Annotated in this window: 20 protein-coding genes and 1 pseudogene; 17 read left to right on the top strand and 4 right to left on the bottom strand. The window is 57.2% G+C overall.

Going from position 1 to position 21,161, the window contains the following annotated elements:
• Positions 1 to 50: 50 nt before the first annotated feature.
• Positions 51 to 203, top strand: a pseudogene (locus tag ACEN8E_RS29560) (helix-turn-helix domain-containing protein); the annotation flags it as partial.
• A 62-nt stretch (positions 204 to 265) separates the two neighbouring features.
• On the opposite strand, the gene gyrB reads toward ACEN8E_RS29560, so the two are convergent.
• The 4 genes from gyrB to dnaA are packed head-to-tail and all read right to left on the bottom strand — an operon-like array spanning position 266 to position 6,479.
• Positions 266 to 2,683, bottom strand: a complete 2,418-nt coding sequence (gyrB, locus tag ACEN8E_RS29555; protein ID WP_495590852.1) for a DNA topoisomerase (ATP-hydrolyzing) subunit B — start codon at positions 2,681 to 2,683, stop codon at positions 266 to 268.
• Between the two features lie 5 nt (positions 2,684 to 2,688).
• Positions 2,689 to 3,792 carry a DNA replication/repair protein RecF gene (recF, locus tag ACEN8E_RS29550; protein WP_007985068.1) on the bottom strand — a complete coding sequence of 368 codons (1,104 nt, stop codon included), beginning with the start codon at positions 3,790 to 3,792 and terminating at the stop codon, positions 2,689 to 2,691.
• Positions 3,793 to 3,812: 20 nt separating this feature from the next.
• Positions 3,813 to 4,916 (bottom strand): DNA polymerase III subunit beta, encoded by a 1,104-nt coding sequence (dnaN, locus tag ACEN8E_RS29545; RefSeq protein ID WP_007969885.1) that lies wholly within the window; start codon positions 4,914 to 4,916, stop codon positions 3,813 to 3,815.
• 39 nt (positions 4,917 to 4,955) lie between these two features.
• Positions 4,956 to 6,479, bottom strand: a complete 1,524-nt coding sequence (gene dnaA / locus ACEN8E_RS29540; RefSeq protein ID WP_495590851.1) for a chromosomal replication initiator protein DnaA — start codon at positions 6,477 to 6,479, stop codon at positions 4,956 to 4,958.
• A 566-nt stretch (positions 6,480 to 7,045) separates the two neighbouring features.
• On the opposite strand from dnaA, the gene rpmH reads away from it, so the two are divergent.
• The 16 genes from rpmH (at position 7,046) to atpG (ending at position 21,145) form a co-directional block, all read left to right on the top strand.
• Positions 7,046 to 7,180, top strand: coding sequence for a 50S ribosomal protein L34 (rpmH, locus tag ACEN8E_RS29535; RefSeq protein WP_003213577.1), 135 nt, complete (start codon positions 7,046 to 7,048; stop codon positions 7,178 to 7,180).
• A 16-nt stretch (positions 7,181 to 7,196) separates the two neighbouring features.
• Positions 7,197 to 7,598, top strand: coding sequence for a ribonuclease P protein component (gene rnpA / locus ACEN8E_RS29530; RefSeq protein WP_429367903.1), 402 nt, complete (start codon positions 7,197 to 7,199; stop codon positions 7,596 to 7,598).
• The gene (gene yidD / locus ACEN8E_RS29525; RefSeq protein WP_429367722.1) at positions 7,591 to 7,836 is read left to right on the top strand and encodes a membrane protein insertion efficiency factor YidD; all 246 of its coding nucleotides are present in this window, start codon (positions 7,591 to 7,593) and stop codon (positions 7,834 to 7,836) included. Before rnpA ends, yidD begins: the two co-directional genes overlap by 8 nt.
• Before the next feature lie 2 nt (positions 7,837 to 7,838).
• Positions 7,839 to 9,518, top strand: coding sequence for a membrane protein insertase YidC (yidC, locus tag ACEN8E_RS29520; protein WP_495590850.1), 1,680 nt, complete (start codon positions 7,839 to 7,841; stop codon positions 9,516 to 9,518).
• A 79-nt stretch (positions 9,519 to 9,597) separates the two neighbouring features.
• Positions 9,598 to 10,968, top strand: a complete 1,371-nt coding sequence (mnmE, locus tag ACEN8E_RS29515) for a tRNA uridine-5-carboxymethylaminomethyl(34) synthesis GTPase MnmE (protein WP_495590849.1) — start codon at positions 9,598 to 9,600, stop codon at positions 10,966 to 10,968.
• A 550-nt stretch (positions 10,969 to 11,518) separates the two neighbouring features.
• A complete protein-coding gene (mnmG, locus tag ACEN8E_RS29510; RefSeq protein WP_495590848.1) occupies positions 11,519 to 13,417 on the top strand; it encodes a tRNA uridine-5-carboxymethylaminomethyl(34) synthesis enzyme MnmG in 1,899 nt (632 codons plus the stop codon).
• Positions 13,414 to 14,058, top strand: coding sequence for a 16S rRNA (guanine(527)-N(7))-methyltransferase RsmG (gene rsmG / locus ACEN8E_RS29505; protein ID WP_477809903.1), 645 nt, complete (start codon positions 13,414 to 13,416; stop codon positions 14,056 to 14,058). The genes mnmG and rsmG overlap by 4 nt, the downstream gene beginning before the upstream one ends.
• Before the next feature lie 18 nt (positions 14,059 to 14,076).
• Positions 14,077 to 14,874 carry a ParA family protein gene (locus ACEN8E_RS29500; protein ID WP_007969897.1) on the top strand — a complete coding sequence of 266 codons (798 nt, stop codon included), beginning with the start codon at positions 14,077 to 14,079 and terminating at the stop codon, positions 14,872 to 14,874.
• Between the two features lie 9 nt (positions 14,875 to 14,883).
• Positions 14,884 to 15,756, top strand: coding sequence for a ParB/RepB/Spo0J family partition protein (locus tag ACEN8E_RS29495; RefSeq protein ID WP_111283173.1), 873 nt, complete (start codon positions 14,884 to 14,886; stop codon positions 15,754 to 15,756).
• A gap of 148 nt (positions 15,757 to 15,904) precedes the next feature.
• The gene (locus ACEN8E_RS29490) at positions 15,905 to 16,312 is read left to right on the top strand and encodes a F0F1 ATP synthase subunit I (RefSeq protein ID WP_007985054.1); all 408 of its coding nucleotides are present in this window, start codon (positions 15,905 to 15,907) and stop codon (positions 16,310 to 16,312) included.
• 16 nt (positions 16,313 to 16,328) lie between these two features.
• Positions 16,329 to 17,198: a F0F1 ATP synthase subunit A gene (gene atpB, locus ACEN8E_RS29485; RefSeq protein ID WP_429367710.1), complete on the top strand. Its 870-nt coding sequence runs from the start codon at positions 16,329 to 16,331 to the stop codon at positions 17,196 to 17,198.
• A gap of 134 nt (positions 17,199 to 17,332) precedes the next feature.
• Positions 17,333 to 17,590 (top strand): F0F1 ATP synthase subunit C, encoded by a 258-nt coding sequence (atpE, locus tag ACEN8E_RS29480; protein ID WP_003097235.1) that lies wholly within the window; start codon positions 17,333 to 17,335, stop codon positions 17,588 to 17,590.
• Between the two features lie 58 nt (positions 17,591 to 17,648).
• On the top strand, positions 17,649 to 18,119 hold the full coding sequence (locus tag ACEN8E_RS29475) for a F0F1 ATP synthase subunit B (RefSeq protein ID WP_007969903.1): 471 nt from the start codon (positions 17,649 to 17,651) through the stop codon (positions 18,117 to 18,119).
• Between the two features lie 12 nt (positions 18,120 to 18,131).
• Positions 18,132 to 18,668, top strand: a complete 537-nt coding sequence (locus ACEN8E_RS29470; protein ID WP_429367705.1) for a F0F1 ATP synthase subunit delta — start codon at positions 18,132 to 18,134, stop codon at positions 18,666 to 18,668.
• 21 nt (positions 18,669 to 18,689) lie between these two features.
• A complete protein-coding gene (gene atpA / locus ACEN8E_RS29465; protein WP_429367703.1) occupies positions 18,690 to 20,234 on the top strand; it encodes a F0F1 ATP synthase subunit alpha in 1,545 nt (514 codons plus the stop codon).
• Positions 20,235 to 20,284: 50 nt separating this feature from the next.
• Positions 20,285 to 21,145: a F0F1 ATP synthase subunit gamma gene (atpG, locus tag ACEN8E_RS29460; RefSeq protein WP_007934344.1), complete on the top strand. Its 861-nt coding sequence runs from the start codon at positions 20,285 to 20,287 to the stop codon at positions 21,143 to 21,145.
• The last annotated feature ends 16 nt before the right edge of the window (positions 21,146 to 21,161 follow it).

Here is a 21,161-nt window from a genome sequence, read left to right as displayed (position 1 = left end):
GTTATGGACCCGCGAATACATGGAAGCACCACCTGCGGTAATCATGCTCACTGTACGAACGGCTCTGGCCTCAAGAAGAAATGTCGTCGTCACGACCGCTGGATACCCACATCTATCGCCTGCGCAACAAGCTGGGGCTGACGGCGGATCGCGCTTGGCAGTATGGGTATCGATTGGAGAGTGTTGCGCTAGCAAGTGAGTGAAGCGCAGGCAATAAAAAAGGCCAATGCGGATGCATTGGCCTTTTCGCTGGCATCGACCGGGATCAGAAATCCAGGTTGGACACCGCCAGGGCGTTACTTTCGATGAAGTCACGACGAGGCTCGACCGCATCACCCATCAGGGTGTTGAAGATCTGGTCCGCGCCAATGGCGTCTTCGATGGTCACTTTCAGCATGCGGCGCACGCTTGGGTCCATGGTGGTTTCCCACAGCTGATCCGGGTTCATCTCGCCCAGACCTTTGTATCGCTGGATGGTGTGACGCTTGGTGCTTTCGGCCATCAGCCAGTCCAGGGCTTCCTTGAACTCGGTGACCGACTTACGACGTTCGCCACGCTGGATGTACGCGCCATCGTCGAGCAGGGTGCTCAGTTGAGCCCCCAGGGAAACAACGGTCTTGTAGTCGTTGCTGCCGAAGAAGTCGCGGTTGAAGGTGACGTAGTTGGACAGGCCGTGGGAGATCAGTTCGACCTCCGGCAGCCACACGCCACGTTCGCGGTCTTCACGCAGGCTGGCCTTGTAGACCAGGCCCGACTTCTCGACGGTGCGCAGACGCACTTCATACTGGGCCAGCCAATCCTGCATCGCTGCGTGATCGGACAGTTGCTCCATGCTGACAGCCGGCAGGTAGATGAAGTGCTCGGTCAGTTCCTGTGGATACAGGCGCGACAGGCGCTTGAGGGTCTTCATCACCAGGCGGAAGTCATTCACCAGACGCTCAAGGGCTTCGCCGGAGATACCCGGTGCTTCCTCGTTCAGGTGCAGGCTCGCATCTTCCAGGGCCGACTGCGTCATGTACTCTTCCATGGCGTCGTCGTCTTTGATGTATTGCTCTTGCTTGCCTTTCTTCACTTTGTACAGCGGCGGCTGAGCGATGTAGATGTAGCCACGCTCGATCAGCTCCGGCAACTGACGGAAGAAGAAGGTCAGCAGCAGGGTACGGATGTGCGAACCGTCGACGTCAGCATCGGTCATGATGATGATGTTGTGATAGCGCAACTTGTCGATGTTGTACTCTTCGCGACCGATGCCGCAACCCAGTGCGGTGATCAAGGTGCCCACTTCCTGGGAAGAGATCATCTTGTCGAAGCGCGCCTTCTCGACGTTCAGGATTTTACCCTTGAGGGGCAGAATCGCCTGGGTCTTGCGGTTACGTCCCTGCTTGGCAGAGCCGCCCGCGGAGTCACCTTCCACCAGGTACAGTTCGGACAGGGCAGGGTCCTTTTCCTGGCAGTCGGCCAGCTTGCCCGGCAGACCGGCGATGTCCAGCGCGCCTTTGCGACGAGTCATCTCGCGGGCTTTACGTGCCGCTTCACGGGCACGCGCCGCGTCGATCATCTTGCCGACGACCAGCTTGGCTTCGTTCGGGTTTTCCAGCAGGAAGTCGGAGAAGTACTTGCCCATTTCCTGTTCGACTGCGGTCTTCACTTCGGAAGACACCAGCTTGTCTTTGGTCTGGGAGCTGAACTTCGGATCCGGCACTTTCACCGAAATGATCGCGGTCAGACCTTCACGGGCATCGTCACCGGTGGTGGCGACCTTGTGCTTCTTCGCCAGACCTTCAGCTTCGATGTAGGTGTTCAGGTTACGCGTCAGTGCGGAACGGAAACCCACCAGGTGAGTACCGCCATCGCGCTGCGGAATGTTGTTGGTGAAGCACAACAGGTTCTCGTTGAAGCTGTCGTTCCACTGCAGGGCGATTTCCACGCCGATGCCGTCTTCACGCTGGATGTTGAAGTGGAACACCTGGTTGACCGGGGTCTTGTTGGTGTTCAGGTATTCAACGAATGCACGCAGGCCGCCTTCGTATTTGAACAGCTCTTCCTTGCCGCTGCGTTCGTCCTTGAGGACGATACCGACACCAGAGTTGAGGAAGGACAGTTCACGAATCCGCTTGGCCAGGATGTCCCAGCTGAAGTGGATGTTCTTGAAGGTTTCGCTGGAAGCCTTGAAGTGGATCTGCGTACCGGTGGTTTCGCTGTCGCCAACGATTTTCATCGGCTCTTGCGGAACACCGTGGACGTAAGTCTGTTCCCAGATCTTGCCGCTACGGCGAACGGTCAGGACCAGCTCTTCCGACAGGGCGTTAACTACCGACACACCCACTCCGTGCAGACCGCCGGAAACCTTGTAGGAGTTGTCGTCGAATTTGCCGCCGGCGTGCAGCACGGTCATGATGACCTCGGCTGCCGAAACGCCTTCTTCTTTGTGTACGTCTACCGGGATGCCACGGCCGTTGTCGCGAACGGTGATGGATTCATCCGGGTGGATGATGATGCTGATGTCGTCACAGTAGCCGGCGAGCGCTTCGTCGATCGAGTTGTCGACCACCTCGAACACCATGTGGTGCAGGCCGCTGCCATCATCGGTATCACCAATATACATACCGGGACGTTTGCGTACGGCATCCAGGCCTTTCAGCACTTTAATGCTCGTTGAGTCGTACGTATTTTCTTCGCTCAATGCCTTCACTCCCGATGGTCGTGGGTCTGGGTGATACGGCCCTGTTCCACGTGGAACAGAGCGACTGGCGTTTCCGTCTGCCAGCCTTCCCTCAATAATTCGTGATCTACACAGGTGATAAATACCTGGCAGCGTAAGTCTTCCAACAAGCGGCAAAGCGCGCGACGGTGGTGCTCGTCCAGTTCGGACGGCAAGTCATCCACCAGATAAATACACTGACCGCGTCGAGCCTGGCTGACCAGGTGCCCCTGGGCAATCCGTAATGCGCAAACCACCAACTTCTGCTGGCCACGGGACAAGATGTCCGCGGCGTTGTGCGCGCCCAGTCTGAGACGCAAATCAGCACGTTGTGGTCCGGCCTGGGTATGCCCCATTTGCTGGTCTCGCTGAAGAGACCCCGCGAGCACAGCACTCAGTTCACGGTCCTTGTCCCAGCCGCGGTAATAGCTGAGCGTCAGGCCTTCAAGCTCAACCAGATCGCTCAAGGTTTGTTCAAAGACTGGTTTCAAGGCTTTGATATAAGCGCGGCGGTATTCATCAATTTCAGCGCTGGCCTGACACAGTTCCCTGTCCCAAACCGCTTGCGAAACGGCGTCAAGTGTACCATGCCGCAGCCAAGAGTTTCTCTGGCGCAGGGCCTTCTGCAAGCGCTGCCAGGTTGACATGAAGCGCGGTTCCACGTGGAACACGCCCCAGTCCAAAAACTGTCGGCGAATCTTCGGCGCACCTTCCAGCAATCTGAAACTGTCCGGGTTGATCAGTTGCAGTGGCAGGATCTCTGCCAGTTGCGCGGCACTGCGCGCATTCTGCCCATCGATCCGGATCTGGAATTCGCCTTGGCGATCTCGGGAAATGCCCAGGGCGCTATGCCCGCCCTCCGCCAGCTCAACTTGGCCAAACACCGTACAGGCAAGCTGTTCGTATTGAATGACCGGCAACAGGCGGGTGCTGCGAAACGAACGGGCAAGCCCCAGCAGATGGATGGCTTCCAGAACACTGGTTTTGCCGCTGCCGTTGGCGCCGTAAAGAATATTGATGCGGGGGGAGGGGGAGAAGGTCACCGGGTGCAGATTGCGCACCGCGGTGACCGAGACGCGACTTAAGGACATCTAGCTTCTGCTGAGCATGATTACAGACGCATCGGCATGACAACGTAGGCCGAGTCGTCGTTATCCGATTCCTGCACCAGCGCGCTGCTGTTGGAGTCGGACAGGATCAGACGAACCTGCTCGGTGGTCATCACGCCCAGTACGTCGAGCAGGTAGCTCACGTTGAAGCCGATTTCCAGAGAGCCACCGTTGTATTCAACGCCCACTTCTTCTTCCGCTTCTTCCTGTTCCGGGTTGTTCGCCTGGATCTTCAGCTGACCGCTGGCCAGTTGCAGACGGATACCACGGTACTTCTCGTTGGACAGGATCGCGGTACGGCTGAACGCTTCGCGCAGCGCCTGGCGATCACCGAGAACCAGCTTGTCGCCACCTTTTGGCAGAACGCGCTCGTAGTCCGGGAATTTGCCGTCGACCAGCTTCGAGGTGAAAGTGAATTCACCGGTGGTGGCGCGGATGTGGTGCTGACCCAGCACGATGCTGACATTGCCGTCCGGCTCGGTGAGCAGGCGTGCCAGTTCGAGGATGCCTTTGCGCGGCACGATGACCTGGTGACGATCCGGCTGGCCGATATCGGCCTGCATCGAGCACATGGCCAGACGGTGACCGTCGGTGGCCACGGCGCGAATCACGCCGGCAGAGACTTCCAGCAGCATGCCGTTGAGGTAGTAGCGCACGTCCTGCTGGGCCATGGCGAAGCTGGTGCGTTCGATCAGGCGACGCAGCTTGCTTTGCTCCAGGCTGCAGGTCAGCGAACCCGGGCCTTCTTCCACGGTAGGGAAATCGTTGGCCGGCAGTGTCGACAGGGTGAAGCGGCTACGGCCGGCCTTCACCACCAGCTTCTGCTCATCGACCTTGATGTCGATCAGCGCATCGTTCGGCAGGCTTTTGCAGATATCCATCAGCTTGCGCGCCGGTACGGTGATGGAACCCGGATCCGCCGGCTCTTCGAGTTGAACACGACCGACCAGCTCGACTTCCAGGTCGGTACCGGTCAGCGACAATTGCTGGCCTTCGACAACCAGCAGCACGTTGGAGAGCACCGGCAAGGTCTGTCGGCGCTCAACGACGCCTGCGACCAGTTGCAGGGGTTTCAACAGGGCTTCGCGTTGAATGGTGAAATGCATGGTCTAGTCCCTTGCCTTAATTAGCTGCGCTGGTGTTCATCAAGTGGTCAGTGTACGCAGCAGGTTCTTGTAGTCCTCGCGGATGTCCGCGTCGGATTCCTTAAGTTCGTTGATCTTGCGGCATGCGTGCAAAACCGTCGTATGGTCGCGACCGCCAAACACATCGCCGATTTCCGGCAGGCTGTGGTTGGTCAGTTCCTTGGACAACGCCATGGCGACCTGTCGCGGACGAGCGACCGAACGCGAACGGCGTTTGGACAGCAAGTCGGAGATCTTGATCTTGTAGTACTCGGCGACGGTGCGCTGAATGTTATCCACAGAGACCAGTTTATCCTGCAACGCCAACAAGTCCTTCAGGGATTCGCGAATCAGCTCGATGGTGATATCGCGGCCCATGAAGTGCGAGTGGGCGATCACGCGTTTGAGCGCGCCTTCCAGCTCACGGACGTTGGAGCGAATGCGCTGGGCAATGAAGAACGCGGCATCGTGAGGCAGCTCGACTTTGGCCTGGTCGGCCTTTTTCATCAGGATCGCCACGCGGGTTTCCAGCTCAGGTGGCTCGACCGCTACGGTCAGGCCCCAGCCAAAACGGGATTTGAGGCGTTCTTCAAGGCCTTCGATTTCTTTCGGGTAGCGGTCACTGGTGAGAATGACCTGCTGGCCACCTTCGAGCAAGGCGTTGAAGGTGTGGAAAAACTCTTCCTGTGAACGCTCCTTGCGGGCGAAGAACTGAATGTCATCGATCAGCAAGGCATCCACCGAACGGTAGAAGCGTTTGAACTCGTTGATCGCGTTCAGTTGCAGGGCCTTGACCATGTCCGCCACGAAACGCTCGGAATGCAGGTACACGACCTTGGCATTCGGGTTCTTCTTTAACAGGTGGTTACCCACAGCGTGCATCAAGTGGGTTTTACCCAGGCCGACGCCTCCATAAAGGAAGAGCGGGTTGTAACCGTGCTTGGGGTTGTCTGCCACCTGCCAGGCGGCGGCGCGCGCCAACTGGTTGGATTTACCTTCAACGAAATTCTCGAAGGTAAAGGTGCGGTTCAGGTAACTGGTGTGCTTGAGCGCGCCTTCGACCTGCACGGTACGTTGCTCGGCGCGCACAGGTGCCTGTTGCGAACTGGCGCCGGCCATCGGGTCGAAGCTGTCACGGGAAGGTTCTTCCTCGGTGACCTCGGCGGCTTTTTGCGTGGCGCGCTTGGTCGAAGCTGCGGCAGGTGCTGGCGGCGGCGGATTGGCAGGCGCTTGAGCAGCCTGGGCCTGGGAAGCCGCGGCAGCCAGAGGAGCGTTTGGCGCCGCTCGGGGTGCCGAACTGCGCTTGCTGCCTATTAATAAGGAAAGCGCAGGCGCCATGCCGTTGCCGTGCTCATCGAGCAATTCGAGAACACGCCCCAGGTACTTTTCATTGACCCAGTCCAGAACAAAACGATTGGGTGCATACACACGCAACTCGTCGCCTTCAGCTTCGACCTGTAGTGGACGGATCCAAGTGTTGAATTGTTGGGCAGGCAGCTCATCGCGCAAAAGCTCCACGCACTGCTGCCAAAGTTCCACTGACACGGATATCCCCTAAGTTGAAAGCCGGTGAGGCAAAAACAAGCGGTCATTGTAACGACCAGACGCCGACTTATCCACACGAAGGTGGTTTGTCGACCAAGAAGAATCGCCCTTTTATACGCAAAAAAGACGACCAGTGGTCTGTGCATAAGCTCTGTGGATAACCGGGGTTAAGGTCATTGCACAAGTGGGGGCGAAACTCGGTGGATAACCGGCCTGTGGATAAACCGACCTTCCACACACAGGTTATCCGACAGCGCAGCACAGGCTGAACACCGTTTTCCACTGTAGTTGTCATTCTCTGTACAGCAGGTAGAACAAGGGCTGAATAGACTTATCCACAGATGGATGCGAGCCTAGCTTTTATAAGCTTTACAGAAAAGCTTTAAATACTTTCCTTTCTTATTTTTATATTTGCCGACGGTTCGTTCAGCGCAAAACCTCTGGAGATCTATTTATAAGGAAACGCTGGTTGGAAATTGACCTGAAGGCTTGCTTTCTCTAGAATCCCCGGTCTCTTAAAACGGGGGCCATTCCGGCCCGTTGTGGACGAACCAGGTAACACGACAATGAAACGTACTTTCCAACCAAGCACTATCAAACGCGCTCGTACCCACGGTTTCCGTGCTCGCATGGCTACCAAGAACGGTCGTGCCGTTCTGTCGCGTCGTCGCGCCAAAGGTCGTGCGCGTCTGGCAGTTTGATAAGCCGGCACTGGAGGTGAGTCAGGACTTCAGTCGGGAAAAGCGTCTGCTTACTCCCCGGCATTTCAAGGCAGTCTTTGACTCCCCTACCGGCAAGGTTCCGGGGAAAAATCTCCTGCTCCTTGCGCGCAACAACGATCTTGATCACCCCCGTCTCGGGTTGGTTATCGGGAAAAAGAGCGTAAAGCTCTCCGTCGAGCGCAATCGCCTCAAACGTCTGATGCGCGAATCGTTTCGCCTGAACCAGGATTCACTGGTCGGTTGGGACATTGTTATCGTCGCGCGCAAAGGTTTGGGTGACGTAGAAAACCCCGAATTGATTCAGCATTTCGGCAAGCTCTGGAAACGCCTGGCTCGCAGTTCGCCAGCACCAGCAGTCAAAACCGAAACTGTAGGGGTAGACAGTCCAGATGCGTAAACTGGCACTCGTTCCGATCCAGTTTTATCGCTATGCCATTAGTCCCCTGATGGCCGATCACTGTCGTTTCTACCCCAGTTGTTCCTGCTACGCGTTAGAAGCCATCGAAAATCATGGCTTTCTTCGCGGTGGCTGGCTGGCCTTTCGTCGTTTAGGTCGCTGTCATCCGTGGAATCCCGGTGGTTATGACCCGGTTCCACCTATCCCTACCTCCCGTTCTTCTTCGATGGCCGAGTAATCATGGATATCAAACGCACGATCCTGATCGTCGCCCTGGCAATCGTGTCCTACGTTATGGTTCTTAAATGGAACCAGGACTATGGCCAGGCTGCCCTGCCGACTCAGAATGTTGCCACCAACACGACTGCATCGGGCCTGCCGGATACGGCATCTGGCTCCAACGCTTCCGCCAGTGACGACATTCCACGTGCTGCAAGCGACACCAGCGCACCTGCCGAAACGCCGGTAGCTGTGAGCAAGGACCTCATCCAGATCAAAACGGATGTACTGGACCTGGCTATCGATCCACAAGGTGGCGATGTTGCCCAACTGACCCTGCCGCTGTATCCGCGTCGTCAGGATCACCCGGAAATTCCGTTCCAGCTGTTCGATAACGGCGGCGAACGTACTTATCTGGCGCAAAGCGGCCTGATCGGCACCAACGGTCCGGATGCCAATCCGGCCGGTCGTCCGGTTTACTCCGCAGAGAAGAAGGTTTATCAACTGGCTGACGGTCAGGACCAATTGGTCGTGGACCTGAAGCTCAGCAAGGACGGCGTCAACTACATCAAGCGTTTCACCCTGAAACGCGGCCTGTACGACGTAACCGTTTCCTACCTGATCGACAACCAGAGCGCCCAGCCCTGGACTGGTGCGATGTTTGCCCAGTTGAAGCGTGACGCCAGCGCCGATCCTTCGTCGACCACGGCTACCGGCACCGCGACTTACCTGGGCGCCGCCCTGTGGACAAGTTCCGAGCCGTACAAGAAAGTGTCCATGAAGGACATGGACAAGGCACCGCTCAAAGAAACCGTCTCTGGCGGTTGGGTTGCCTGGTTGCAGCACTACTTCGTGACCGCATGGATTCCGGCCAAGGGTGATAACAACGTCGTCCAGACCCGTAAAGACAGCAAAGGCAACTACATCATTGGCTACACCGGCCCCTCGATGAGTGTTGCGCCAGGTGCCAAGGCTGAAACCAGCGCTGTTCTGTACGCAGGTCCGAAAAGCCAGGCCGTGCTGAAGCAGTTATCCCCAGGTCTGGAACTGACGGTCGACTACGGCATTCTGTGGTTTATCGCCCAACCGATCTTCTGGTTGCTGCAACACATCCACGCCATTGTGGGTAACTGGGGCTGGTCGATCATCTTCCTGACCATGCTGATCAAAGGGATTTTCTTCCCGCTGTCGGCTGCCAGCTACAAATCCATGGCGCGCATGCGTGCAGTGGCGCCGAAACTGGCCGCGCTGAAAGAGCAACATGGCGATGACCGGCAGAAAATGTCGCAAGCCATGATGGAGCTGTACAAGAAAGAGAAGATCAATCCGCTGGGTGGTTGCTTGCCAATCCTCGTGCAGATGCCGGTTTTCCTCTCGCTGTACTGGGTTCTGCTGGAAAGCGTCGAGATGCGTCAGGCGCCGTTCATGCTGTGGATTACCGACCTGTCGATCAAGGATCCGTTCTTCATTCTGCCGATCATCATGGGTGCAACCATGTTCATCCAGCAGCAGCTGAACCCGACTCCTCCGGATCCGATGCAGGCCAAGGTCATGAAGCTGATGCCAATCATCTTCACCTTCTTCTTCCTGTGGTTCCCGGCAGGTCTGGTGCTGTACTGGGTAGTGAACAACTGCCTGTCGATCGCCCAACAGTGGTACATCACTCGTAAGATCGAAGCGGCTACCAAAGCAGCTGCCTGATTTACACTGTGGATAACCACTCAAAACGCCCCCTAGTGGGGCGTTTTGCTATCTGTCACTTTTGTCTGGATACCGGTTTATGAGCGTTCCTCGTGAAACCATCGCCGCCGTCGCCACCGCTCAAGGTCGCGGTGGTGTAGGCATCGTGCGTATTTCCGGGCCGTTGGCCAGCGTTGCGGCCAAGGCCTTCAGTGGTCGCGAGCTCAAGCCGCGATTTGCCCACTATGGCCCGTTTCTTAGTGAAAACGACGAGGTGCTGGACCAGGGCATCGCGCTGTATTTTCCAGGACCAAACTCGTTCACCGGCGAAGATGTACTGGAACTCCAGGGCCATGGCGGCCCGATCGTTCTGGATATGTTGCTCAAGCGTTGCCTGGAACTGGGTTGCCGTCTCGCCCGACCGGGGGAATTCAGTGAGCGCGCCTTCCTCAACGACAAACTGGACCTAGCTCAGGCCGAGGCGATTGCCGACCTGATTGAAGCCAGTTCCGCCCAGGCTGCGCGCAACGCGTTGCGCTCCCTGCAGGGTGCTTTCTCGTCACGTGTGCATAACCTCACCGAGCAACTGATCGGCCTGCGAATCTATGTCGAAGCGGCCATCGATTTCCCGGAAGAGGAAATCGACTTCCTCGCCGATGGCCACGTCCTGAGCATGCTCGACAAAGTGCGCGACGAGTTGTCCACTGTCATGCGTGAGGCTGGGCAGGGCGCCTTGCTGCGAGATGGTATGACCGTGGTCATTGCCGGTCGTCCGAATGCCGGCAAATCCAGCCTGCTCAATGCACTGGCCGGGCGTGAAGCGGCGATCGTGACCGAAATTGCCGGCACCACCCGTGACGTGCTTCGGGAACATATCCACATCGATGGCATGCCGCTGCATGTGGTGGATACCGCCGGTCTGCGCGATACCGATGACCATGTGGAAAAGATTGGCGTCGAGCGAGCCTTGAAAGCCATCGGTGAAGCGGATCGGGTGCTGCTGGTGGTCGACGCCACGGCACCGGAGGCCCTCGATCCATTCGCGCTGTGGCCGGAGTTTCTCGAAATTCGTCCCGATCCCGCGAAAGTTACCCTGATTCGCAATAAGGCCGACCTCACTGGCGAAGCCATTGCCATCGAGGTCAGCGACGATGGCCACGTCACCATCAGCCTGAGCGCCAAGTCCGGTGGTGTCGGCCTGGAGCTGCTGCGTGATCACCTGAAGGCTTGCATGGGCTACGAGCAGACGTCCGAAAGCAGCTTCAGTGCTCGCCGGCGACACCTGGAGGCGCTAGGTCATGCCAGTGCTGCTCTCGAACATGGTCGTGCCCAATTGACCCTGGCCGGTGCCGGCGAACTGTTGGCCGAAGATCTGCGCCAGGCTCAGCAATCGCTGGGAGAAATCACCGGCGCCTTCAGCTCTGATGATCTGTTGGGGCGAATATTCTCCAGCTTCTGTATCGGCAAGTAACCCTCCTGTTGTTCACAGACAGGCCATTCGCGCCTGTCTGCCCCCTCCTTTTCTGAATAAAACCTCCAGTGCCGAGCGGACCTAGTCTGCTTGAGCGGAATTCCTGCACCTGAATTTCGCGCAAACAGGGCTTTTCTGTGGATTAAGCCCTGTGAATAACCGTCGCTAAGGTCAGTTGATAACAGGGCCTGAAAACTGAACATAACCGCCTCTGTGGATAACCACCCCTTTCATCCACAGGCTTACACCGGTTATCCAAGGGCCTCATTGGCACATGAACACAGGGTTTTGAATCTCTGTACACATTGAAAACAAAGGGCTGTGTAGATCTATCCACAGAAAGGCATGTGCATAGAAATAAACATAAAAACAAAGATTTAATAAATTTCTCTCTTTTTAATTTCTATAACCCGGACTTTTCCACAGCTGGTTAAATTTTGTGCAAAGGGTTCTTTAGGAAGGGCGAAGTCCCTATACTTGTCGACCAGGTCCGAAAACCTGAGCTCAAACTATTCCTGAATTACCTACTTAAGCAGGCACGAGGTGCGTGGTGGATTTCCCTTCCCGTTTTGAAGTGATCGTCATCGGCGGCGGTCATGCCGGTACCGAGGCAGCACTGGCCTCAGCACGTATGGGGGTTAAAACCCTGTTGCTGACGCATAACGTGGAAACCCTCGGTGCCATGAGTTGCAACCCGGCCATTGGCGGGATCGGCAAAAGCCACCTGGTCAAGGAAATCGACGCCCTCGGTGGCGCGATGGCCATGGCTACGGATAAAGGCGGCATCCAGTTTCGCGTGTTGAACAGCCGTAAAGGCCCCGCTGTGCGAGCAACCCGCGCACAGGCAGACCGGGTTCTGTACAAGGCGGCTGTCCGCGAAATCCTGGAAAACCAGCCGAACCTGTGGATATTTCAACAGGCTGCAGACGATCTGATCGTCGAGCAGGAACAAGTCCGTGGTGTTGTTACCCAGATGGGCCTGCGTTTCCTCGCAGACTCGGTGGTTTTGACCACAGGTACCTTCCTCGGTGGACTTATCCACATCGGTTTGCAGAACTTTTCCGGCGGTCGCGCCGGTGATCCGCCATCGATCGCGCTGGCTCACCGTCTGCGCGAACTGCCATTGCGTGTGGGTCGTTTGAAAACCGGTACTCCGCCGCGTATCGACGGTCGGTCTGTGGATTTCTCGGTGATGACCGAACAACCGGGCGATACGCCGATCCCGGTGATGTCGTTCATGGGCAACAAGGAACAGCATCCGCAGCAGGTCAGTTGCTGGATTACCCACACGAATGCGCGCACCCACGAAATCATTGCCGCGAACCTCGACCGTTCGCCGATGTATTCCGCTGCCGGTGAAATCGAAGGCATCGGCCCGCGTTACTGCCCGTCAATCGAAGACAAGATCCATCGCTTTGCCGACAAGGCAAGCCATCAGGTCTTCATCGAGCCGGAAGGCCTGACGACAAACGAGCTGTATCCGAACGGGATATCCACATCCCTGCCGTTCGACGTACAACTGCAGATCGTGCAATCGATCCGCGGCATGGAAAACGCACACATCGTGCGTCCGGGCTACGCCATCGAGTACGACTACTTCGACCCGCGTGACCTGAAGTACAGCCTGGAAACCAAAGTCATCGGCGGCCTGTTCTTCGCCGGGCAAATCAACGGCACCACCGGTTACGAAGAAGCCGGCGCCCAGGGTTTGCTGGCCGGAACCAACGCTGCACTGCGTGCACAGGGCAAAGAAGCCTGGTGCCCGCGTCGCGACGAGGCCTACATCGGCGTATTGGTCGACGACCTGATTACCCTCGGTACCCAAGAGCCGTACCGGATGTTCACGTCCCGCGCCGAATACCGTCTGATCCTGCGTGAAGACAACGCCGACCTGCGCCTGACCGAAAAAGGCCGCGAACTGGGCCTGGTGGATGACGCTCGTTGGGCGGCTTTCTGCAAAAAACGCGAAAGTATCGAACTGGAAGAGCAGCGCCTGAAAAGCACCTGGGTTCGCCCGGGCACCGAACAAGGCGATGCCATTGCCGAAAAATTCGGCACGCCGCTGACGCACGAATACAACCTGCTCAATCTCTTGAGCCGTCCGGAAATCGACTACGCTGGTCTGACCGAAGTGACCGGTGGCGGTGCAGAAGATCCACAGGTTGCCGAGCAGGTCGAGATCAAGACCAAATACGCCGGTTACATCGATCGTCAACAGGATGAAATCGCCCGCTTGCGAGCCAGCGAGGACACCAGACTGCCTGTGGATATCGATTACACGAATATTTCCGGTCTCTCCAAAGAGATCCAGAGCAAGCTCGGTGCGACCCGTCCAGAGACTTTGGGCCAGGCCTCGCGTATCCCGGGCGTTACGCCGGCAGCCATTTCGCTGTTGATGATTCATTTGAAAAAACGCGGCGCGGGCCGTCAGTTGGAGCAAAGCGCTTGAGTTCGTTGGTCACTTCGCAACATGCAGAAGAGTTATCCACAGGTGCCCGCCAGCTTGGCGTCACGCTGACAGAAACCCAGCACGCGCAACTGCTGGGTTATCTGGCCCTGTTGATCAAATGGAACAAGGCCTACAACCTCACCGCCGTGCGTGATCCGGACGAAATGGTGTCCCGTCACTTGCTCGACAGTCTGAGCGTGATGTCATTCATCGAAAACGGACGCTGGCTCGACGTCGGCAGCGGCGGCGGCATGCCTGGCATCCCGTTGGCCATCCTGTTTCCCGAGTCCCAGGTGACTTGCCTGGACAGCAACGGCAAGAAAACCCGCTTTCTGACTCAGGTCAAACTCGAACTCAAACTGGATAACCTGCAAGTTATCCACAGTCGCGTCGAAGCGTTCCAGCCTGCCCAGCCATTCAACGGGATCATTTCCCGTGCGTTCAGCAGCATGGAAAACTTCAGCAACTGGACTCGCCACCTCGGCGATAACGAAACACGCTGGCTGGCAATGAAGGGCGTTCATCCGGCCGATGAGCTGGTAGCATTGCCGGCAGACTTCCACCTCGATAGCGAACACGCCCTGGCCGTACCTGGTTGCCAAGGCCAACGCCATCTGCTGATACTGCGCCGCACGGCATGATTGGGAACACAAGCAAGAATGGCTAAGGTATTCGCGATAGCGAACCAAAAGGGTGGCGTGGGTAAAACCACCACCTGCATCAACCTCGCAGCATCCCTGGTTGCAACCAAGCGCCGGGTGCTGTTGATCGACCTCGATCCACAGGGCAACGCCACCATGGGTAGCGGTGTGGATAAACATGGCCTGGAAAACTCGGTCTACGACCTGCTGATCGGCGAATGTGATCTGGCCCAGGCCATGCACTTCTCCGAACACGGTGGTTACCAGTTGTTGCCGGCCAACCGCGACCTCACCGCTGCCGAAGTGGTGCTGCTGGAAATGCAGATGAAGGAAAGCCGTCTGCGCAGCGCGCTGGCGCCGATCCGGGAAAACTACGATTACATCCTGATCGACTGCCCACCGTCGCTGTCGATGCTGACCCTCAATGCACTGGTTGCCGCCGACGGGGTAATTATCCCCATGCAGTGCGAGTACTTCGCCCTGGAAGGCTTGAGCGACCTTGTGGATAACATCAAGCGTATCGCCGAACTGCTGAACCCGAACCTCAAGGTCGAAGGCCTGCTGCGTACGATGTACGACCCGCGCCTGAGCCTGATGAACGATGTCTCTGCGCAGCTCAAGGAACACTTCGGCGAGCAGCTCTACGACACCGTCATTCCGCGCAACATCCGTCTGGCCGAAGCACCAAGCTACGGCATGCCGGCGCTGGCGTACGACAAAGCATCGCGAGGCGCCGTTGCCTATCTGGCATTGGCGGGCGAAATGGTTCGTCGTCAACGCAAAAACTCACGCATCGCCGCTGCTCAGGCAACTTAAGGAATCCCCATGGCCGTCAAGAAACGAGGTCTCGGACGTGGACTGGATGCTCTGTTGAGTGGTCCGACTGTCAGTTCGCTGGAAGAACAAGCGGCGCAAGCCGATCAGCGTGAGCTGCAACACCTTCCCCTGGATCTGCTGCAGCGCGGCAAATACCAACCGCGACGTGACATGGATCCGCAAGCGCTCGAAGAGCTGGCGCAGTCGATCAAGGCCCAGGGCGTCATGCAACCCATCGTGGTTCGCCCGATCGGCAGCGGCCGTTTTGAAATCATTGCCGGCGAACGCCGCTGGCGCGCCAGCCAGCAAGCCGGGCAGGAAACCATCCCGGCGATGGTTCGCGACGTACCCGATGAAACGGCGATCGCCATCGCCCTGATCGAGAACATCCAGCGCGAAGACCTGAACCCGATTGAAGAAGCGGTGGCCCTGCAGCGCTTGCAGCAGGAATTCCAGCTGACTCAGCAGCAGGTGGCCGAAGCCGTGGGCAAGTCCCGGGTGACCGTGGCTAACCTGCTGCGCCTGATTTCCTTGCCGGAAGTCATCAAGACCATGTTGTCCCACGGTGACCTGGAAATGGGTCATGCCCGTGCTTTGCTCGGTTTGCCGGACAATCAACAGGTTGAAGGGGCGCGACATGTTGTCGCACGCGGGCTGACCGTGCGCCAAACCGAGGCACTCGTTCGCCAGTGGTTGAGTGGTAAACCTGAGCCTGTGGAACCGGCAAAACCGGACCCGGATATCGCCCGTCTCGAACAGCGCCTGGCCGAGCGCCTAGGCTCTGCGGTGCAGATTCGCCACGGTAAGAAGGGTAAAGGGCAGTTAGTGATTGGATATAACTCCCTGGATGAACTACAAGGTGTACTTGCACATATCCGCTGAAACATTTCCACATGTAGCGCGCAGTCGGAAATCACTACCTGATAGTTGAATAGGGGCTGAACCGCCCCTATACTCTGCGCGCATTTTGTCGGCACAAATTATGCCAAGTTATTGAATTTCGGCAGCCGGCCATTGGAGAGCAATAGTGATGGAAACCCGCACGCCAAACCGCCTGCCATTCCATCGCCTGGCAGTTTTTCCGGTGTTAATGGCTCAATTTGTCGTTCTGCTCATTGCCGCTTTGGCGCTCTGGCAACGGTATGGAGTCGTTGCCGGGTACTCGGGACTTTGCGGAGGCCTGATAGCCTTGCTTCCCAATGTTTATTTCGCTCACAGGGCATTTCGGTTTTCCGGTGCCCGGGCAGCTCAAGCCATCGTCCGGTCATTTTATGCCGGCGAGGCGGGCAAACTGATTTTGACGGCGGTGCTTTTTGCATTGACGTTCGCAGGTGTGAAGCCATTGGCGCCGCTGGCTGTATTCGGCGTCTTCGTGCTGACCCAACTGGTCAGCTGGTTCGCTCCCCTGCTAATGAGAACAAGACTTTCGAGACCTTAGGGCGTTTGAGGCAACCATGGCAGAAACAACCGCTTCGGGCTATATCCAGCACCACTTGCAGAACCTGACCTTCGGTCAGCACCCTACCGGCGGCTGGGGCTTTGCCCACACCGCAGCAGAAGCCAAGGAAATGGGCTTCTGGGCTTTCCACGTCGATACCCTCGGCTGGTCGATCGCATTGGGTCTGATCTTCGTTCTTCTTTTCCGCATGGCGGCAAAGAAAGCGACTTCCGGTCAGCCAGGTGCTTTGCAGAACTTCGTTGAAGTTTTGGTCGAATTCGTCGATGGCAGCGTGAAAGACAGCTTCCATGGCCGTAGCCCGGTGATTGCACCGCTGGCACTGACCATCTTCGTCTGGGTGTTCCTGATGAACGCCGTCGACCTGGTACCGGTCGACTGGATTCCTCAACTGGCCATCCTGATCTCCGGCGACCACCACATCCCGTTCCGTGCCGTGTCGACCACCGACCCGAACGCGACCCTGGGCATGGCGTTCTCGGTTTTCGCACTGATCATTTTCTACAGCATCAAGGTCAAGGGCCTCGGCGGCTTCATCGGCGAGCTGACCCTGCACCCGTTCGGCAGCAAGAACATCTTCGTTCAAGCCCTGCTGATCCCGGTGAACTTCCTGCTGGAGTTCGTGACCCTGATCGCCAAGCCGATCTCCCTGGCTCTGCGTCTGTTCGGCAACATGTACGCCGGCGAGCTGGTCTTCATTCTGATTGCTGTGATGTTCGGCAGCGGTCTGCTCTGGCTTAGCGGCCTGGGCGTTGTTCTGCAGTGGGCGTGGGCTGTGTTCCACATCCTGATCATCACCCTGCAGGCATTCATCTTCATGATGTTGACCATCGTCTACCTGTCGATGGCACACGAAGAAAACCATTAAGGCCAGTCTCGACTAGTCTGATGTCCCTCCCCGTTAAACGGGAGGGGGCTCTTAACCGGGCCTCTGAAACGATTTGTTTTACCGCTTTAAATTAAAAAAACCTAAACCATACGACGTAAAAGTCGGGAGGAAAGATGGAAACTGTAGTTGGTCTAACCGCTATCGCTGTTGCACTGTTGATCGGCCTGGGCGCACTGGGTACCGCAATTGGTTTCGGCCTGCTGGGCGGCAAGTTCCTGGAAGGCGCAGCGCGTCAGCCAGAAATGGTTCCAATGCTGCAAGTTAAAATGTTCATCGTTGCCGGTCTGCTCGACGCCGTAACCATGATCGGTGTTGGTATCGCTCTGTTCTTCACCTTTGCGAACCCGTTCGTTGGTCAAATCGCTGGCTAATTACTCGGATCTTCCGGGTAATTTGGTGTGATGGACAACGTAACTGCGAGGTGTTGGCGTGAACATTAATGCGACCCTGATTGGCCAGTCCGTTGCGTTCCTGATTTTTGTACTGTTCTGCATGAAGTTCGTATGGCCTCCGGTCATCACGGCACTGCACGAACGTCAAAAGAAGATCGCTGATGGTCTGGACGCTGCCAGCCGAGCAGCTCGCGACCTGGAGTTGGCCCAAGAGAAAGCGGGTCAGCAACTGCGCGAAGCGAAAGCTCAGGCAGCTGAAATCATCGAGCAAGCCAAGAAACGCGGTACCCAGATTGTCGACGAAGCCCGTGAACAGGCTCGCGTCGAAGCTGACCGTGTGAAGGCTCAGGCTCAGGCCGAGATCGAACAGGAACTGAACAGCGTCAAAGACGCGCTGCGCGCCCAAGTGGGTAGCCTGGCCGTTGGCGGTGCTTCGAAGATCCTGGGCAAGGCAATCGATCAAAACGCGCACGCAGAGCTGGTTAACCAACTGGCTGCTGAAATCTAAGCGAGGGCGATCATGGCAGAACTGACCACGTTGGCCCGACCTTACGCTAAGGCGGCCTTCGAGCACGCTCAGGCCCACCAGCAACTGGCCAATTGGTCAGCCATGCTCGGCCTGGCTGCAGCGGTGTCGGAAGACGACACCATGCAGCGCGTGCTCAAGGCCCCGCGACTGACGAGCGCAGAAAAGGCCGCCACGTTCATTGACGTGTGCGGCGACAAGTTCGATGCCAAGGCACAGAATTTCATTCACGTTGTTGCCGAAAACGAGCGCCTCCTGCTTCTGCCGGAGATCGCCGCCCTGTTCGACCTGTACAAGGCCGAGCAAGAGAAATCGGTAGACGTGGAAGTGACCAGTGCCTACGCATTGAACCAAGAACAGCAAGACAAACTCGCCAAGGTTCTCAGTGCACGACTCAACCGGGAAGTGCGCCTGCAAGTCGAGGAAGATTCATCCCTTATTGGGGGTGTTGTCATCCGCGCCGGCGACCTGGTTATCGATGGCTCGATTCGCGGCAAAATCGCGAAACTTGCCGAAGCATTGAAATCTTGAGTTTGAAGGGGCAGCAGAGCAATGCAGCAACTCAATCCTTCCGAAATAAGTGAAATTATCAAGGGCCGCATCGACAAACTCGATGTGACCTCCCAAGCCCGTAACGAAGGCACTGTCGTCAGCGTATCTGACGGCATCGTGCGGATTCACGGTCTGGCCGACGTTATGTCCGGCGAGATGATCGAGTTTCCGGGCGGCGTCTACGGTATGGCCCTCAACCTGGAGCAAGACTCCGTAGGTGCCGTTATTTTGGGCGCCTACCAGTCTCTGGCTGAAGGCATGAGCGCCAAGTGCACCGGCCGTATCCTGGAAGTTCCGGTTGGTAAGGAACTGCTGGGTCGCGTAGTCGACGCACTGGGTAACCCGGTTGACGGCAAAGGTCCGCTGGGCAACACCCAGACCGACGCGGTCGAGAAAGTTGCTCCAGGCGTGATCTGGCGTAAGTCGGTAGACCAGCCTGTACAGACTGGCTACAAGGCCGTCGATGCCATGATCCCTGTCGGCCGTGGCCAGCGTGAGCTGATCATCGGTGACCGTCAGATCGGTAAAACCGCTCTGGCGATCGACGCGATCATCAACCAGAAAGACAGCGGCATTTTCTGCGTCTACGTAGCCATCGGTCAGAAGCAATCGACCATCGCCAACGTGGTTCGCAAGCTGGAAGAAAACGGCGCACTGAAGAACACGATCATCGTGGCTGCCAGTGCTTCGGAATCTCCTGCGCTGCAATACCTGGCTCCGTACGCCGGTTGCACCATGGGTGAATTCTTCCGCGACCGCGGTGAAGACGCGCTGATCGTTTATGACGATCTGTCCAAGCAGGCAGTGGCTTACCGCCAGATCTCCCTGCTGCTGCGCCGTCCACCAGGCCGTGAAGCTTACCCAGGCGACGTGTTCTATCTCCACTCCCGTCTGCTGGAGCGCGCATCCCGCGTTTCGGAAGAGTACGTAGAGAAGTTCACCAACGGCGCAGTGACCGGCAAAACCGGTTCCCTGACCGCACTGCCGATCATCGAAACCCAGGCTGGCGACGTTTCCGCGTTCGTTCCGACCAACGTGATTTCCATCACCGACGGTCAGATCTTCCTGGAATCGGCCATGTTCAACTCGGGCATCCGCCCAGCTGTGAACGCCGGTGTTTCGGTATCCCGTGTGGGTGGTGCCGCTCAGACCAAGATCATCAAGAAGCTGTCCGGTGGTATCCGTACCGCTCTGGCTCAGTACCGTGAACTGGCGGCATTCGCCCAGTTCGCTTCTGACCTGGACGAAGCGACCCGTAAGCAACTTGAGCATGGTCAGCGCGTTACCGAGCTGATGAAGCAGAAGCAATACGCGCCAATGTCGATCGCCGACATGTCGCTGTCGCTGTATGCCGCTGAGCGTGGGTTCCTGACTGACGTTGAAATCACCAAAGTCGGCAGCTTCGAACAAGCGCTGATTGCTTACTTCAACCGCGATCACGCCGAATTGATGGCGAAGATCAACGTGAAGGGTGACTTCAATGACGAAATCGATGGCGGCCTGAAAGCCGGTATCGAGAAGTTCAAGGCCACCCAAACCTGGTAAGCCGCAGCGGGAGCCTAGCGGCTCCCGCTTGCTAACCTGATAGGTGTTACATGGCAGGCGCAAAAGAGATTCGCAGTAAGATTGCGAGCATCAAAAGCACGCAAAAGATTACCAGCGCCATGGAAAAAGTGGCGGTCAGCAAAATGCGCAAGGCACAAATGCGCATGGCTGCTAGCCGTCCTTATGCGGAGCGCATCCGCCAGGTTATTGGCCATCTGGCCAACGCTAACCCGGAATATCGCCACCCGTTCATGATCGACCGTGAAGTAAAGCGCGTCGGTTATGTCGTAGTGAGCAGTGACCGTGGTCTGTGTGGTGGCTTGAACACCAACCTGTTCAAGGCTTTGGTCAAGGACATGGCGGTAAACCGCGAAAACGGCGTCGAGATCGATCTGTGTGTAGTTGGTAGCAAGGGTGCGGCTTTCTTCCGCAACTTCGGCGGTAACGTCGTTGCAGCTATCAGCCACCTGGGTGAAGAGCCGTCGATCAATGACCTGATCGGCAGCGTCAAGGTGATGCTGGATGCCTACCTGGACGGCCGTATTGACCGCCTGTCCGTGGTGTCCAACAAGTTCATCAACACCATGACACAACAGCCTACCGTGGAGCAGTTGATTCCACTGGTGGCAACCCCGGATCAAGAACTCAAGCACCACTGGGACTATCTCTACGAACCGGATGCCAAGGAGCTGCTCGACGGCTTGATGGTCCGTTACGTGGAGTCGCAGGTCTACCAGGCGGTGGTCGAGAACAACGCGGCTGAACAAGCTGCGCGGATGATCGCGATGAAGAACGCTACCGACAACGCCGGTGATTTGATCAGCGATTTGCAGCTGGTCTACAACAAGGCGCGTCAGGCTGCGATCACCCAAGAGATCTCGGAAATCGTCGGCGGCGCTGCCGCGGTTTAACGGTTCAAATATTCAG

Source organism: Pseudomonas sp. Pseusp9 (genome assembly GCF_059491265.1).
This window is presented reverse-complemented; position numbering and strand designations above follow the sequence as displayed.

Bases quoted from the DNA above. Each gene is read 5' to 3' on its own strand.
- ACEN8E_RS29500 (WP_007969897.1), top strand. From the start codon at position 14,077: ATGGCTAAGGTATTCGCGATAGCGAACCAAAAGGGTGGCGTGGGTAAA.
- atpA (WP_429367703.1), top strand. From the start codon at position 18,690: ATGCAGCAACTCAATCCTTCCGAAATAAGTGAAATTATCAAGGGCCGC.
- ACEN8E_RS29490 (WP_007985054.1), top strand. From the start codon at position 15,905: ATGGAAACCCGCACGCCAAACCGCCTGCCATTCCATCGCCTGGCAGTT.
- yidD (WP_429367722.1), top strand. From the start codon at position 7,591: ATGCGTAAACTGGCACTCGTTCCGATCCAGTTTTATCGCTATGCCATT.
- mnmE (WP_495590849.1), top strand. From the start codon at position 9,598: ATGAGCGTTCCTCGTGAAACCATCGCCGCCGTCGCCACCGCTCAAGGT.
- atpB (WP_429367710.1), top strand. From the start codon at position 16,329: ATGGCAGAAACAACCGCTTCGGGCTATATCCAGCACCACTTGCAGAAC.
- recF (WP_007985068.1), bottom strand. From the start codon at position 3,792: ATGTCCTTAAGTCGCGTCTCGGTCACCGCGGTGCGCAATCTGCACCCG.
- yidC (WP_495590850.1), top strand. From the start codon at position 7,839: ATGGATATCAAACGCACGATCCTGATCGTCGCCCTGGCAATCGTGTCC.
- ACEN8E_RS29495 (WP_111283173.1), top strand. From the start codon at position 14,884: ATGGCCGTCAAGAAACGAGGTCTCGGACGTGGACTGGATGCTCTGTTG.
- atpE (WP_003097235.1), top strand. From the start codon at position 17,333: ATGGAAACTGTAGTTGGTCTAACCGCTATCGCTGTTGCACTGTTGATC.
- dnaN (WP_007969885.1), bottom strand. From the start codon at position 4,916: ATGCATTTCACCATTCAACGCGAAGCCCTGTTGAAACCCCTGCAACTG.
- atpG (WP_007934344.1), top strand. From the start codon at position 20,285: ATGGCAGGCGCAAAAGAGATTCGCAGTAAGATTGCGAGCATCAAAAGC.
- rpmH (WP_003213577.1), top strand. From the start codon at position 7,046: ATGAAACGTACTTTCCAACCAAGCACTATCAAACGCGCTCGTACCCAC.
- ACEN8E_RS29470 (WP_429367705.1), top strand. From the start codon at position 18,132: ATGGCAGAACTGACCACGTTGGCCCGACCTTACGCTAAGGCGGCCTTC.